At 54.8% G+C, this 13,525-nt stretch carries 18 protein-coding genes; 16 read left to right on the plus strand and 2 right to left on the minus strand.

The features are described from left to right. Positions 1–13: 13 nt before the first annotated feature. The gene (locus ACM66T_RS12815) at positions 14–808 is read right to left on the minus strand and encodes a DUF481 domain-containing protein (protein ID WP_231019435.1); all 795 of its coding nucleotides are present in this window, start codon (positions 806–808) and stop codon (positions 14–16) included. Beyond that, a complete protein-coding gene (locus tag ACM66T_RS12820; protein WP_231019436.1) occupies positions 805–1,644 on the minus strand; it encodes a mechanosensitive ion channel family protein in 840 nt (279 codons plus the stop codon). Before ACM66T_RS12820 ends, ACM66T_RS12815 begins: the two co-directional genes overlap by 4 nt. A 166-nt stretch (positions 1,645–1,810) precedes the next feature. On the opposite strand from ACM66T_RS12820, the gene ACM66T_RS12825 reads away from it, so the two are divergent. The 16 genes from ACM66T_RS12825 (at position 1,811) to ACM66T_RS12900 (ending at position 13,500) form a co-directional block, all read left to right on the plus strand. Next, complete coding sequence (locus ACM66T_RS12825) at positions 1,811–3,079, plus strand: 3-isopropylmalate dehydratase large subunit (RefSeq protein ID WP_231019437.1); 1,269 nt, start codon at positions 1,811–1,813, stop codon at positions 3,077–3,079. Positions 3,080–3,087: 8 nt separating this feature from the next. After that, positions 3,088–3,939 (plus strand): hypothetical protein, encoded by an 852-nt coding sequence (locus tag ACM66T_RS12830; protein WP_231019438.1) that lies wholly within the window; start codon positions 3,088–3,090, stop codon positions 3,937–3,939. A 31-nt stretch (positions 3,940–3,970) separates the two neighbouring features. Continuing rightward, positions 3,971–4,564 carry a molybdenum cofactor guanylyltransferase MobA gene (gene mobA / locus ACM66T_RS12835; RefSeq protein ID WP_416768634.1) on the plus strand — a complete coding sequence of 198 codons (594 nt, stop codon included), beginning with the start codon at positions 3,971–3,973 and terminating at the stop codon, positions 4,562–4,564. 309 nt (positions 4,565–4,873) lie between these two features. Further along, a complete protein-coding gene (gene moaC / locus ACM66T_RS12840) occupies positions 4,874–5,347 on the plus strand; it encodes a cyclic pyranopterin monophosphate synthase MoaC (protein ID WP_231019440.1) in 474 nt (157 codons plus the stop codon). Beyond that, positions 5,325–5,594, plus strand: coding sequence for a YbeD family protein (locus ACM66T_RS12845; RefSeq protein ID WP_231019441.1), 270 nt, complete (start codon positions 5,325–5,327; stop codon positions 5,592–5,594). The genes moaC and ACM66T_RS12845 overlap by 23 nt, the downstream gene beginning before the upstream one ends. A gap of 9 nt (positions 5,595–5,603) precedes the next feature. Then, entirely contained in the window at positions 5,604–6,629 is a 1,026-nt protein-coding gene (locus tag ACM66T_RS12850) for a hypothetical protein (protein WP_231019442.1), read from the plus strand. Positions 6,630–6,755: 126 nt separating this feature from the next. Beyond that, positions 6,756–7,340 (plus strand): DUF2231 domain-containing protein, encoded by a 585-nt coding sequence (locus tag ACM66T_RS12855; protein WP_231019443.1) that lies wholly within the window; start codon positions 6,756–6,758, stop codon positions 7,338–7,340. A gap of 40 nt (positions 7,341–7,380) precedes the next feature. Then, entirely contained in the window at positions 7,381–7,599 is a 219-nt protein-coding gene (locus tag ACM66T_RS12860) for a hypothetical protein (protein WP_231019444.1), read from the plus strand. Then, the gene (locus ACM66T_RS12865) at positions 7,596–7,871 is read left to right on the plus strand and encodes a type II toxin-antitoxin system RelE/ParE family toxin (RefSeq protein WP_416768635.1); all 276 of its coding nucleotides are present in this window, start codon (positions 7,596–7,598) and stop codon (positions 7,869–7,871) included. Before ACM66T_RS12860 ends, ACM66T_RS12865 begins: the two co-directional genes overlap by 4 nt. A gap of 350 nt (positions 7,872–8,221) precedes the next feature. Further along, complete coding sequence (gene soxC / locus ACM66T_RS12870) at positions 8,222–9,535, plus strand: sulfite dehydrogenase (protein ID WP_231019446.1); 1,314 nt, start codon at positions 8,222–8,224, stop codon at positions 9,533–9,535. Continuing rightward, positions 9,516–10,700: a c-type cytochrome gene (locus ACM66T_RS12875; RefSeq protein ID WP_416768636.1), complete on the plus strand. Its 1,185-nt coding sequence runs from the start codon at positions 9,516–9,518 to the stop codon at positions 10,698–10,700. Before soxC ends, ACM66T_RS12875 begins: the two co-directional genes overlap by 20 nt. A 22-nt stretch (positions 10,701–10,722) precedes the next feature. Further along, positions 10,723–11,175, plus strand: coding sequence for a thiosulfate oxidation carrier protein SoxY (locus ACM66T_RS12880; RefSeq protein ID WP_231019448.1), 453 nt, complete (start codon positions 10,723–10,725; stop codon positions 11,173–11,175). A 41-nt stretch (positions 11,176–11,216) separates the two neighbouring features. After that, a complete protein-coding gene (soxZ, locus tag ACM66T_RS12885; protein WP_231019449.1) occupies positions 11,217–11,522 on the plus strand; it encodes a thiosulfate oxidation carrier complex protein SoxZ in 306 nt (101 codons plus the stop codon). Positions 11,523–11,529: 7 nt separating this feature from the next. Beyond that, positions 11,530–12,054: a thioredoxin family protein gene (locus tag ACM66T_RS12890; protein WP_231019450.1), complete on the plus strand. Its 525-nt coding sequence runs from the start codon at positions 11,530–11,532 to the stop codon at positions 12,052–12,054. Then, complete coding sequence (locus ACM66T_RS12895) at positions 12,047–12,487, plus strand: MOSC domain-containing protein (protein ID WP_231019451.1); 441 nt, start codon at positions 12,047–12,049, stop codon at positions 12,485–12,487. Before ACM66T_RS12890 ends, ACM66T_RS12895 begins: the two co-directional genes overlap by 8 nt. Positions 12,488–12,540: 53 nt before the next feature. After that, complete coding sequence (locus ACM66T_RS12900; RefSeq protein WP_231019452.1) at positions 12,541–13,500, plus strand: DUF302 domain-containing protein; 960 nt, start codon at positions 12,541–12,543, stop codon at positions 13,498–13,500. Positions 13,501–13,525: the final 25 nt, after the last annotated feature.

Genomic DNA, 13,525 nt, shown 5'->3' on the forward strand with positions numbered 1-13,525 from the left:
GCATTATAATGGACTAGTAGTCGATAATCAATGAAGTCATAAAGGTCGTATCCGTGCGTTCGTTGCCCGCTGGAGGGAGGTTTGTGTAATCGACCTTGTAGCTGACCCCCATGGAGAAGTTGCCGTTGATTTTGCTCTCCAGTGCCGTTTTGGAGACGACGAAGTAGTTCTGATCATTATCGAAATCGCTGCGGTAGCTCGCCTCTTCGATAAACTTGAATCCCTCGACGATGATCCAGCTGAACGCCCCTTTGAGCATGTAACCCCAGTAGTCGTTGTAGGTGCCGTCGACCTTCGTCAGACCGGCTTTGCCGTCCGGATAGGGGTAAGGGACTTCCGTCCCATTGACGTCGTAATACTTGGTCATCCCCTGGTCGATGCTGTAGAGTGCATTCCCCTGAAACTCCAGAGCGTAGGGCTTTGTATCGAGGACAATTACCTTTGCACCGGGACCGGTGTAAAACTGGTAAGCGAAACCTGAAAACTTGTCATCCTTGTAACCGGCCAGGTAGTTCAGCGCGATATGTTTGGCGAACTGCCAGTCGTAGTTGAGCTCGCCGAAGAGCTTGTTTTTGTTCTCCTGGCTGTTCTCCGTCCCGTAGAGCGCATCCGCGTGGAGCTTCAGGCTGTGTGCCCCCCAGCTCTTTTTCCCGTTGAAATCCAGCGAGAACGCGGTCGTATCGGTATTCCCCTGGGTCTGGACATAGCTCAACTCCGTATGGGTAACAAGGGGGTTGGACTTCGGTGCCGTCTCGGCGGCAAGCAGCAGGGCCGGAACGGCCAGAACCGTTAACAGTAAGCGCTTCATACGTTCGGCTCCTCTTTGGGGGTATCGAAATGGACATCCATTTGAGGGTAAGGAATGCTGATACCGTTGGCATCCAGCGCGAGCTTCACCTCCTCGATCATACCGAAGTAGGCATCCCAGTACTCCTCGGACTTGACCCAGGCGCGGACGGTAAAGTTCACACTGTTGTCGCCCAGTTCGCTCACCGCGACCAGCGGTGCGGGCTCGTCAAGGGTGTGGGGATCATCGCGGATCACCCCGTACAGCACCTCCTTGGCTTTTTTGAGGTCATCCCCGTAGCCGATGCCGACGACGTGATCGACCCGGCGTACCGGCTTGTTGGAGAAGTTGACGATGTTCCCGGCCGTAATGGCCGCGTTCGGGACGATGATGGTCCGGTTGTCCACGGGGCTTATGGTCGTCGTAAAGAGGCTGATGCTCTCCACCGTTCCCGTCGCGCCGCCGGCCTCGACGAAGTCACCGACCTTAAAGGGGCGGAAGATGAGAATGATGACGGCGGCACCGACATTGGCCAGGGTATCTTTAAGCGCCAGGCCGACGGCAAGACCGGCGGCGCCGAGGATCGCCATGAACGACGTTGTCTCGATGCCCAGCTGCCCGAGCGCCGCCATGATGACGACGACGAGCAGCACAAAATAGACGCTGCTCGAGATAAACTTCGTCAGCGTCTCGTCGACGCCGTATTTCGACATCGCCTTATTCGTCACATTGCCCAGTGCCTTTGCCACCCTTTTCCCGATCAGGAAAACAAGCAGCGCACCCAGGAACTGCAACGCATAGCCAAGGGCCAGATCAAAGTAGGGACCGTACGTATCAGGGTCCAGATAAGCTTCCATGGGAACCTCCCGGTTAGAGTGTACGTCAGTATAACACAGTAAACAACGGCGAAAGGTTACCGCTGCCTAAATAAATGGCGTCAGGGGCCGGAGAGCGAAAAATGGTATAATCGCGGCACTATTTTTTGCGCGGAAACTCTATCTCCGCCGGACAAGGCAAACAATTATGGGTCAGACTATCACCGAAAAAATCTTCTCCGAGCACGCGGGCAAAACCGTCTACGCGGGCGAGATCGTTCGGGTGCCGATCGATATGGTCATCGGTAACGACATTACGACGCCTATCTCCATCAAGGCGTTCGAAGACGCGGGTGCCACCGAACTGGCCAACCCCGACGGCTTCTCCATCGTCCTGGACCACTTCATCCCCGCCAAGGATATCGCTTCGGCCAACCAGGCACGTATCAGCCGCGATTTCGCCAAAAAGCACAAGATGAAGCACTTCTTCGACGAGAAGGATATGGGCATCGAGCACGCACTGCTGCCGGAGAAGGGCCTCGTCGTCCCCGGTGACGTCATCATCGGCGCCGACAGCCACACCTGTACCCACGGTGCCCTGGGCGCTTTCTCCACCGGGATGGGCTCCACCGACCTCGCTTTCGCCATGGTCACCGGCGGCAACTGGTTCAAAGTGCCCGAAAGCATCAAAGTCGTGCTCTCCGGAAAACCGGGGGCCTTCACGACCGGCAAGGACATCATCCTCGAAGTGATCCGCATGATCGGGGTCGACGGCGCGCTTTACCGCACCCTCGAGTTCACCGGGGACACGATCGCGCACCTCAGCATGGACGACCGTTTCAGCATGTGTAATATGGCGATCGAAGCAGGGGCCAAGAGCGGGATCGTCGCCGTCGACGAGATCACCGAAGCCTTCCTGGCCGACAAAACACTGGCGCGCCCGGCGAAGATCCACCACTCCGACCCTGATGCGGCCTACGTCCAGGTGCTTGAGATCGACGTGGACAAGCTCGAACCGGTCATCGCCTACCCGTTCCTGCCGTCCAACGGCCACAGCCTGAGCGAGGCCGTCAGCGACCACATCAAGGTCGACCAGGCCTTTATCGGCAGCTGTACCAACGGCCGCCTCAGCGACCTGCGCATCGCCGCGAAGATCCTGGAAGGCAAAAAGGTACACGAAGACGTCCGTCTCATCGTCACCCCGGGCACGCAGCGCATCCTGCGCGAAGCGACGAAACTGGGCTACATCGACACCATCGTTGATGCCGGCGGCGTCGTCTCCAACCCGACCTGCGGCGCCTGCCTTGGCGGATACATGGGGATCCTCGGTGACAATGAAGTCGCCATCTCCACCACCAACCGTAACTTCGTCGGCCGGATGGGTTCACGCTCTTCCAAGGTCTACCTCGCCAACTCCGCCGTCGCCGCCGCCTCGGCCATCACCGGCTACATCACCGACCCGGCTACGATCGACTAAGTTACGCCATGTCCTGGAAGGCGATTACGCTCGGTACGGTACTTGTCATCGTCATCGCCTGGAACGCGGCGGTCTATTTCGCCGACCGCCAGATCGCGGCCAAACGGTACGACGGTGTCTACGACAGCTGTCATAAGGTCTGGTCGTCCCGCGGACTCTACGACACCAAACAAGAACGCAACTCCCTGACGGCCTTCCGCCGCGCCTTCGAAGCAGGCGCCCACGGTGTCGAGGTCGACTTCAGCTATGATACGGCCTCGGACCGCTTCATCATCGGCCACGGCCACCCCCGCAAAGGTCCGGACGGACGGACGGTCTACACGGAAAAAGAGGGGGGTCTCTTCACCCTCGAGACTCTGTTCAGGGAACTGGGCGAAGGGCACGCATTCTGGCTCGATTTCAAAAACCTCGACCACCTAAGCGGTGAGGAGACCCAAAAAGCGATCCGACGGCTCGAGAGCATTGCAGTCAACGGTAACGTGCATGACCGTCTCTACATCGAAGGCTCCAACCCCCTGTCCCTCGCCCTGTACACCGACGCGGGCTTCAGAACGCTCCTCGGTACTTTCCCGCTTGCCGACGGCAACCCGGTCGCCTCCATTGTTCTTAGCGCCTACAAAATGATTTACGCCGCCTTCAACATCACGGGTATCGCGATGAACTACGGCAGCGTCGACGAGCCTATCTACGGGGAGAATACCCGCAAACAGCTCGGGAAAATCCCGGTGTTCGTTTTTCATATCCCCGATGATCCGTCGCTGCTCCGGCAGCTGGTGCATAACAGCGATGTCCGCGTCATGCTCGTCGGCCGCGACATCAGCATCGACCGCTTTGCCGTCACCGACTGCGGCCGGGAGTGACGGACGGCCCGGTTCACCAAAGGAGCGCCACATGCCTGAAAACGCCTTTCCCCTCCCCTGCATCATCTTTGCCGGCGGGAGGAGCTCCCGGATGGGCCGCAACAAGGCCCTGCTCCCCTTTGACGGTTTCGCCACCCTCACCGAGTACCAGTACGCCCGCCTCTCTCCCCTCTTCAACGCGACCTTCCTCTCCGTCAAAACGACCGAAGGTTATCCCGAAGGGCTCCCCTACCTCCCTGACGATCCGTCGATAACAGATTCCGCGCCGACTGCGGGCTTTGTCACGGCATTCCGGCACCTGGAAGCGGAGCGTTTTTTCGCGCTCAGCGTCGATACCCCCTTCGTCGATACCGCCGTCATCCGTGCGCTGCTTGAGCACGACCGCGGGGAGCTTGATGCCGTCATCGCCAGAACCAAGGGGGGCACGCACCCGCTCTGCGGCATCTACCACCGCAGCCTGCTCGAGCGGTTCGAGGCGATGGCCGCCTCCGGCGATCATAAACTGGGCAGGATGCTCTCAGAGAGCCGTGTCCGTTATGTCGATTTTGACGATGAAGGGCTTTTCAGCAATCTCAACCATCCCCACGAATATGAAACGGCATTGAAGATGCTGGATAAACAGTAGGCATTTTCGGAGAAAAGGTGCCGCCATAGGGCGGCGGAAGAGGAGAAACGTTGTTGTATGATACATCAATCATGGGGCTTACCTATAGTAGGCGGCTATAGTGCCCAAAGACGCGATGTTTGGCTTTGAAAACTTCGTCGGCAAAAGGCATATCCTTGTGCACATTCAAATCATAGAACAAATTATCCACAATTAATCCAACAGTATGATTAATTATTGAACAATACTCTGCTTATACTCTACTTTTCGCCATCAAGTTCCTTCTAATCGGCTTTACTATAAGATAGCGTTAAAAACGGGATACAATATATGCAGCTGACCCATCTGGATGAAAAAGACCGGCCGAAGATGGTCGACGTCTCAGCCAAAGCGCCCACCGAACGCGTGGCCGTCGCCAGCGGTACAATCACGATGAGCTCCGAAGCGTACAGTGCCATTGTCGAAGAGCGCACCAAAAAAGGGCCTGTCCTTCAAACGGCCGTGATCGCCGCGATCATGGGGACCAAAAAAACCTCGGACCTCATCCCGATGTGCCACCCCCTGAACCTCAGCGGGATCAACTGCGACGTGGAGGAGCTGCCGGAACTGCCGGGCTTCCGCCTGAGCGTCACCGCCAAGCTGACGGGGCAGACAGGGGTGGAAATGGAGGCACTGACCGGCGTCAGCATCGGTCTGCTGACCATCTACGACATGGTCAAAGCCATCGATAAAGGGATGATCATCTCCGACGTACAGCTCGAAACGAAGCGAGGAGGCAAAAGTGGTGAATATCAACGAACTTGATCAGAAAGTTGAACTGGAATACCCCTGTAGCTGGTGCTACAAGGTTGTCGGCGAAGAGCGCGAAAAACTCGAAAACGCCATCCATGAAGTCATTCTGGAGCGCGAGCATAAAATCGCCCACTCCAATACAAGCCGCACCGGCAAATACATCAGCCTGAACCTGGAGCTGCTTGTACACAACGAAGATGACCGCCAGTTCATCTACGAAGCGCTCAAAGCGCACCAACACGTCAAAATGGTTTTATAGGAGGCTCCGATGCTGGACCTGGAACAACTGCAGCGCGATATCCGCAATCATTACAAGAACCAAGCGCCGATGGAACTCGATGCTCGCATCGTCGACCTCATCGGCTATCTGGGAAGTGAATACGGCCTGAACGAGACCGACCTGACCCTCCCGGAGATCCGGCTCGTCGTCAATACGATCCTGGCCGAGCAGACGGCGGCCCTTCAGGAGGATCTGGAGGCGCTGCTCGTGCAGAAAGAACGCATCGAACGGCAGATCGAGCGCAAAAGCGAACGGATCCAGGACGAAAAACATCAGATCTTCAATGCGCTGGAGGGCATCCTGGGCGACGCCCCCGGTGACGCCCAGGCAAAACTGCACCAGGTCAAACTCCAATCCATCGACCTCTTCGACATGCTCGAGGAGGTGGTCGAATCCGCGATCATCACCACTCTCGAGAAGAACCACGATATCGAAGAGACGGTCGAGGAGATCTGCAAGGAGGTCACCTTTGAGACCCTGGGGGAAGGGCCGCTGGAGACCGGACGCATCCGCCTGGTCATCGGCAGTATTCTCCACAGTGCCGTCGAAGTGGGCGAAGCCACACCGAACCAGGCCGAAGCGATCCTTCTCGGGACCCTGCGGGGCGTACGCAGCGGCCTTATCAAGGCCATCCGCCGTCTGAAAAAGCAGCTCCTCTTCATGCCCGAGGAGCTCAAGCTGACGGCATCGATGCAGACGGAGCTGCTCCGTACCGATGTGCTCTTCACACAGATCCTGCAGGATGAAGCGCTGCAGTGCACCCCTGAAAGCCGAGCCCTGCTCGAAAAACTCGCCAAAGAGATCCGTTTCGATCTTGAAGAACTTGTCGAAGTCTCCAAAGAGACCGTCGACCTGATGCGCAGCCAGCTCAGCCAGGCCCTCTCCCGCTCCCAGGTCCTCAACTCCAAAACCGCAGCGGAGGCCAAGCGCGTCGGCATCTCCGCCTGGCGCTCGGCCAAAACGGTTCTGGAAGGCGCCCTGCAAAACGCCAAAGGTAAGATCGACAAAAAATAACTTTTTTTCTTAAATAACTCTTATTTTTATAGCATAGGTCAACAGCTAAGCGTACGGTATCCCCCTTTTAATATAATCTGTTCGAATATCGGTGCTTTGCACCGAAAACATCAAGGAGTTTCACCTATGCTACTGCACCCACCTCTCACCCACTTCGCCATCGCGCTTCCCGTCGTCACCGCCGTCTTCGGACTTCTTTTTCTCATCACCCGCAAAGAGGGGCTCTCCAAGATTACGGCGCGCATGCTTGTCGTTACCGCCCTCGTGATGATCGCCGCATGGTATACCGGTTCCAAAGCCGGACCGGAGATCTTTGACTATCTCAGCAAAGACGGAAAACATGAACTGCTTGAGCACAAAAACCTCGGTCTCTACCTGGCGATTGCCTTCTCCCTCATCGCCGTTGTGCAGTTCCTGGGCTGCCAGCTCAAGAAGTTCGCGATTCAGGCCGTTGCCATTCTGCTTCTGTTCGCGGCCACGGTCATGACCTTCGTACAGGGTAAAGACGGAGGCGAGATCGTCTACAACCACGGGATGCCGTTCAAAGCCGAAATGATGCTCAGCACCCTGAAAGAGGCGGGCGCGACTGCGGAGGATACGGAGGACTGCGACGAAAAGGTCGAAGCCTATGAGGACGCGGTATACAATATCAATACCCTCTCCGGAGAGGTTCAGGCAATTTACGGAGAAGCGGAAAAAGAGGGAGAGTAATTCAACTCCCCCGTGTTACAATCGCGCAAAAGGAGATGCCATGCAGACCTTGCTTTTGCTCGTGGATGACACTTACGCCGACACACTGAAACAATCCCTCCCCGCCGACAAGGCCTGGGTGCTGGATGCGCGCTACGATGCATTTCGCTGCCGCGTCCGCCTCGCCCTCGACGGCTACCACACTTCCCCCGATGCCGTTCAGATCTATCATGAAACCATCGAAGACATTGATGCATGGCTTGCGGAGCAGCGGTCATGAGAGTCGTCGCCACACCGCTCTTCACCGAACAGCTCAAAGCGCTTCTCCTGACGATCGCCGACAGCGATCCCGAAGAGGCGAAACGTTTCAAGCTCTATCTCGACACCATCTTGCTCAACCTGCCGAGCAAAGCGCAGAAATACAAGCCCTCAATCTATAGTGACAACGCTGACGTGCGGGACATTGAACATCAGGGGTGTACTATTCCCTTTTATTATGATCGAGCCGGAGCGGCCCTCGTGCTTTTGGGAATTATTGACAATCGTGTGTAAACTTAACACTTTTTAATTTTTTTGTATTAATAACTAAAACGTCGCATTTTAAGCTATACTTATTTAAATTTTACATATTTATAATAATAATATTTTTAAGTCATACAATTACCGCCATTATTGTTTCTTTTGGTAACGATATCCGGCGCTGCGGTTTCGTATTCACTCTTTATAGACGTTTCGTATTGTATACTTACGTTTGATAAGATCGTGATATTGGGTTCAGCACCTGTAAAGACAGCACATCAACAGCCGAATAACAATTTGTTGCCGGAAGTTGATGTGCTGTTTTGGTCTTATGACTATCGAAATAGTAAATAGTAAAGTTATTAATATAAAAGGGAGGAAGAATGAGAAACGAACATTCTCAACACGATGCTGAAAACGTGTCGGCCGAAAGAAGAGACTTCTTCAAGAAAACTGCCGCACTCTCAGCCACGGCGATCGCCGGTGCCGGAATGCTCTCCGGAACACGTGCGATGGCCGAAGATGACCCGGTCATTATGAATACACCGGACTGGGGTCACAAGATCGGTTACCCGGTCACTAAGAACCGCTACGGTATGCCTTCACCGTACGAGCACAACATCACCCGCCGCAACGCGAAACTCCTTTCCTCAGGGAACTGGCAGGCATCCATCGCGATGTGTCCGATCCAGGACCTCAGCGGTATCATGACGCCGAACGGCCTCTTCTTCAGCCGCTGCCACGGTGGTATCCCGACCATCAACCCGAGTGAATGGCGCCTGATGATCCACGGTCTTGTCGAAAAGCCGCTGGTTCTGACGCTTGATCAGCTCAAGCGCTACCCGAACGTCAGCCGCGTTCACTTCGTCGAGTGTCCGGCAAACGGCGGTCCGGAATGGCGTGGACCGCAGTTCAACTCCATCCAGTTTGCGAAAGGGATGATGAGTAATGCCGAGTGGACCGGCGTCTACCTCAAAGACATCCTCAAAGACCTCGGTCTCAAGCCAAGTGCAAAATGGATGCTAGCAGAGGGTATCGACAGCTCACACATGGGCCGTACGGTTCCTGTCGACAAGGTGCTTGACGATGCAATGATCGTTTGGGGCCAGAACGGCGAAGCGCTTCGCCCGGAGCAGGGCTACCCTGTCCGTCTCCTCCTCCCGGGATGGGAAGGTAACCTTTGTGTCAAATGGCTCGGACGCCTCGAATTCGCCGCTGAACCGTTCTACGCGAAAGAAGAAACAGCGAAATATACGGCACTCAAGCCGTCAGGCAAAGCGATCCAGCACTTCTATGCGAACGAAGTCAACTCCATCATCACTTCACCGTGTCCGGAAAAACCGTGGACGGATCTGAAAGCCGGCGACATGGTCGAGATCGAAGGTCTCGCATGGAGCGGTATGGGTACGATCGAAGGCGTCGACATCAGCTTCGACGGCGGCAACAACTGGGTAGAAGCAAACCTCAAGGGCCTCGTCCTTCCGAAGTCCTGGACACGCTTCAGCTTTATGTACAAGTACGAAGGCAAGCCGCTGATCCTCGCCAGCCGCGCACGCGACGACGCAGGCTACATCCAGCCGACAATCGATCAAGAAACCGCAGTGATGGGTGTTGAATCCGTTTACCATAGAAACGGTATCGCCTCATGGGAAGTCACTGCAGAAGGGAAGGTAAACAATGTTCAAGTTCGATCGTAAATTTATTCTTGGTGCTTCCGCAGCGGCAGCGGTAGCCATGCTCGCTACCGGCTGTGTCGAAAGCGGCGACGCTGCGGCACCGACTGCATCCAGTGCCGACAATGTCCTCACGTATGCAAACGGCAAGCGCGTCATTGACGGCGGTCGCTACTATGCAACCGTAAACGACAAAAGCGGCCCGTACTATGTGAACACAGCAGCGGAAAAAGGCGGTTACACCTACGGACGTACACCGACAGCCAACGAACTCGAAGCATGGAACACAACGGTAACACCGTGGCGTCTGCCGCCGAAAGGCGAAGGTACAGCCGAAGAGGGTGAAGCAGTTTACGAAGCCAAATGTGTCATGTGTCACGGCGACTTCGGTTCCGGCGGCGGCGGTTATCCGGCGCTCTCCAAAGGGAATGCATACGACAACATGGCCACACTGAAACACCAGCGTACCGGTCCGGACATGGAAGGTCCGATCCGCGTATTCGGTAACTACTGGCCGGAAGCGAGCACCCTGTGGTGGTACATCATGGAAGGTATGCCGCACCCGGATACACGTACACTGACTGATGATGAAGTCTACGGACTCGTTGCCTATATCCTGAACCTCAACGAGATGGAGATCGACGGCGAAGAAGTTGATTACGAATACGTCCTCGACCAGGAGAAATTCGCGAAGATCGTTATGCCGAACAAAGACGGCTTCGAACCGGTCATCGACGGTGCAAACGGCCTCGAGAACGTCCGTGCCTATTTTGCGGACCCGGCAAACTTCGGTGCGCAAAAGATCGCTTCAGCAGACGAGCGCTGTATGAGCAACTGCCAGAAAGAGACGGCGAAAGTTGTCCCGATCTCTATCGAGCAGAAAGATTTCCTCCCGCCGCTCTCCCAGGTACGTGACCTGCCGGAAGTTGAAAACACTGCAGGCGTAGACCTCGAAGCGAAAAACACCTATGAATCCAGCTGTGCCGTGTGCCACGGTGCTGCGGGCATGGGTGCTCCGGTAGTCGGTGACAAAAAAGCGTGGGACGCTGTTGTAGGCAAAGGTATGGACCAGGTCTATGCACGCGCTATCAACGGTACCGACGCGGGCATGCCTCCGAAGGGGGGCACGGACCTGTCTGACGACAAACTCAAGGCGGTGGTTGATTACATGATCAGCCAGAGCAAATAAATCTCAACCAAAGGATAAACATATGCAAAGAAGAACATTCCTCTCTCTCGCAGCTGGCGCTTGCGCCCTGGCTGCTGTACCGGCAAGCGTCCGTGCGGAAGATTTCCGTAAATCCAAGCCGACAGTTTGGACAGCAAAAACTGTCGACGACGCCCTCAAAGCGATGTACGGCACGACTGCAACTGTCGCTGAAGGCGTTACAGTCGTCGCTCCGGACGTTGCAAGCAACGGTGGTGCGGTTCCGGTTGATGTCAAGTCTGACATCGCTGCAAAATCCGTCATGATCGTCCAGAACGTCAACCCGGAATCTGCGGTTATCGTTTACGACCTCAACGAGTACAGCATCATCGACTTCTCCATCAAGATCAAGATGAAAGCTTCCGGTACGATCACAGCAATCGTACAGGGTAACGACGGCAAGCTCTACAGCGGCTCCAAAACACTCGACGTTGCACTCGGTGGTTGTGAGGGCTGATCGCCTTCGCCTATAGAAAACGAAAATAGAAAGGTAATATCATGAGAATCAAAGCAAAACTCAAAGGTAATGTTGTTTCTGTAAAAGCGATGGCGAAGCACGACATGTGGACATACGATATCGCTGAGAAGAAAACCGGCGACCGCAACAACGCGAACTTCATCACGCACATCGACGCCAAAGTCGGCGCGGCAACTGTTATGGACGCTTCTGTCAGCCAGTTCCTCTCCAAGAACCCGATCTTCAAGTTCGCGTTCAAAGGCGACTTCAAAGCGGGTGACGAACTCGTGATGACTTGGGTTGACCTCAAGGGCAACACCAAGACTTCCAAAGCCAAAATCAAATAATCCCCGGGTGGACGCTTCGGCGTCCCACCGCTTTCTCTCCAAGGCACCAACAGTGTATAAACACCACTTCATCACTCTTTTTATTCTCACGTCGTTCTTTTTCTCCTTGTCCGCACGCGATATCGACCTGAACCGTATAGCAATCGATACGGCCAAGCAGAAGAAGACCCTCCTAGTCTGGCTTCACAAAAATGACTGTGGTTACTGTGAAGCAATGTATGAATTTACCCTCGGCGACGACAAAGTCGCATCCCTGATTCAATCCTCTTTTGAACTTGTCGATATCAACATCAACGACGATGACACCGTGGCGTTCAAGGAGTTCAAGGGGAGCGGACACGACTTCGCCAAACATGTCGGATACAACTTCTACCCCTCCTCGCTTTTTCTGGATGCCGATGGGGAGATCATCTTTGCCGCACCGGGATATGTCGAAGAGAAGGATTTTTTGAACATGCTCGACTATGTCAGCAGCGGTGCGCATAAAAGCATGACCTATGACAGCTTTAAACGGGAGGGAAAAAGTGAATAAGCACAAAGGAAAGGTCCTGGGCCTTTTTCATGCCCTGAAAGGGGTTGAAGGGCGTCATGAGTATGATATGATCGAAATCGACGAGCAGGGTATTATCGGCGATAAATATTACGGCAAGAACCTCAACCGTACCATTCTGATCACTTCCGAAGAGGCCAGCTACGTCATGGCGGCCGACGAAGGCATCACAATGCCCTACGGCTCGTTGGGAGAGAACATTGTCATCGATATCAGTCCCTATCACCTTCAGGCTGGCCAGCAATTGAAGATCGGTGAGACGATCGTCGCCATCACCCAGAACTGCACCCTCTGCAGCAGCCTCGGCAAAGTCGACGCCAGACTGCCGGAGCTCCTCAAGAACGACCGCGGTATTTTTGCGAAAACACTCCAGGGCGGTAAAATAAAAAAAGGTGATACAGTCACCATACTCTGAATTAAGGACTCTGCCGCTACACTAGTCTCACAAACTTATCACGAAGGAGTGAGATGAAACCGTTTGCAAGGACCCTTCTCTGGACAGTACTGTCCCTGACACTGCTGATCAGCACCGCCGCCACCGATACGAACACACAGCAGGATATCCGGATCTTTACCGTTGAAAACAGCGGCGGGAAAATTACCGGGAAAAGCATAGAAAAAGCCTTTGAAGCAGCCGGTTTTCTGATCGATGGCAACAACGACATGAACAAGCCCTTCAAAGCCCGGTTCGGTGCGACGCACTACCCGGTCTACCGCCTGGCGACCATTCACGATCCCGATCTCTCCGCCAAACTGATCGCCGTTAATCCGCTGATGGGGCTGCTGACGCCGCTCTCCATGTCTATTTGGCAGGATAATGAAGGGAGCATGAATATCTCCGTCCTCTCCTTGCGCGGTCTTTCGCGTATGACGCAGATCCCAATGAACAACCCCGACCTTGTCGCCCTGGCAGCTAAAATGGAGAAGGCGCTGCGTGCCGCCCTTCCTGGGGGCCATTTCAAGTCGCTGGCCTATCAAAAGGTCGCAGACCCTGCCACACCCCTTTCGGTGACCTTTAAGGCCGTATTTGAGGCTCCAAAGGATGGATCTGTTCTTGATGCCAAAGATGACTTTGAAGCTGAATTCGAAGGAGAGATGGAGCCCATTGGTTTTCTCTTCCCAGGGTTTATCGACGTCAACGAAGAGCTGCAGGAGCGTGATGATGATAGTTATGACTTTTATGACACCTATTCTGTCTGCAAACTCGACGTCATCTTCCCGATCCATCAAACCCATCCGGAAGTCGGTGCCTTCGCGCCCTGTACCTTTTTCCTCTACAAGAAACATGGAGAAAAAACTGTCCATATGGGCTTCCCATCCGTTCAGAACTGGATCGCTTCGACGGATATTGCAGACAAAACCTCTCTAGACCCTCTGATCGAAGCGGAAAACCTCTTCATCGATACGGTTAACGGCATTACGGAATAACGCTCGGGACGGCAGGACCGTCCTC

The organism is Sulfurimonas sp. ST-25, from assembly GCF_048079205.1.
Taxonomy (GTDB): domain Bacteria; phylum Campylobacterota; class Campylobacteria; order Campylobacterales; family Sulfurimonadaceae; genus Thiomicrolovo; species Thiomicrolovo sulfuroxydans.

Excerpts from the sequence above, each read along its gene's own strand:
- mobA (WP_416768634.1), top strand. The coding sequence starts at position 3,971 with ATGCCTGAAAACGCCTTTCCCCTCCCCTGCATCATCTTTGCCGGCGGG.
- ACM66T_RS12865 (WP_416768635.1), top strand. The coding sequence starts at position 7,596 with ATGAGAGTCGTCGCCACACCGCTCTTCACCGAACAGCTCAAAGCGCTT.
- soxZ (WP_231019449.1), top strand. The coding sequence starts at position 11,217 with ATGAGAATCAAAGCAAAACTCAAAGGTAATGTTGTTTCTGTAAAAGCG.
- ACM66T_RS12820 (WP_231019436.1), bottom strand. The coding sequence starts at position 1,644 with ATGGAAGCTTATCTGGACCCTGATACGTACGGTCCCTACTTTGATCTG.
- ACM66T_RS12875 (WP_416768636.1), top strand. The coding sequence starts at position 9,516 with ATGTTCAAGTTCGATCGTAAATTTATTCTTGGTGCTTCCGCAGCGGCA.
- soxC (WP_231019446.1), top strand. The coding sequence starts at position 8,222 with ATGAGAAACGAACATTCTCAACACGATGCTGAAAACGTGTCGGCCGAA.
- ACM66T_RS12825 (WP_231019437.1), top strand. The coding sequence starts at position 1,811 with ATGGGTCAGACTATCACCGAAAAAATCTTCTCCGAGCACGCGGGCAAA.
- ACM66T_RS12860 (WP_231019444.1), top strand. The coding sequence starts at position 7,381 with ATGCAGACCTTGCTTTTGCTCGTGGATGACACTTACGCCGACACACTG.
- ACM66T_RS12830 (WP_231019438.1), top strand. The coding sequence starts at position 3,088 with ATGTCCTGGAAGGCGATTACGCTCGGTACGGTACTTGTCATCGTCATC.
- ACM66T_RS12850 (WP_231019442.1), top strand. The coding sequence starts at position 5,604 with ATGCTGGACCTGGAACAACTGCAGCGCGATATCCGCAATCATTACAAG.
- ACM66T_RS12900 (WP_231019452.1), top strand. The coding sequence starts at position 12,541 with ATGAAACCGTTTGCAAGGACCCTTCTCTGGACAGTACTGTCCCTGACA.
- ACM66T_RS12855 (WP_231019443.1), top strand. The coding sequence starts at position 6,756 with ATGCTACTGCACCCACCTCTCACCCACTTCGCCATCGCGCTTCCCGTC.
- ACM66T_RS12815 (WP_231019435.1), bottom strand. The coding sequence starts at position 808 with ATGAAGCGCTTACTGTTAACGGTTCTGGCCGTTCCGGCCCTGCTGCTT.
- ACM66T_RS12880 (WP_231019448.1), top strand. The coding sequence starts at position 10,723 with ATGCAAAGAAGAACATTCCTCTCTCTCGCAGCTGGCGCTTGCGCCCTG.
- moaC (WP_231019440.1), top strand. The coding sequence starts at position 4,874 with ATGCAGCTGACCCATCTGGATGAAAAAGACCGGCCGAAGATGGTCGAC.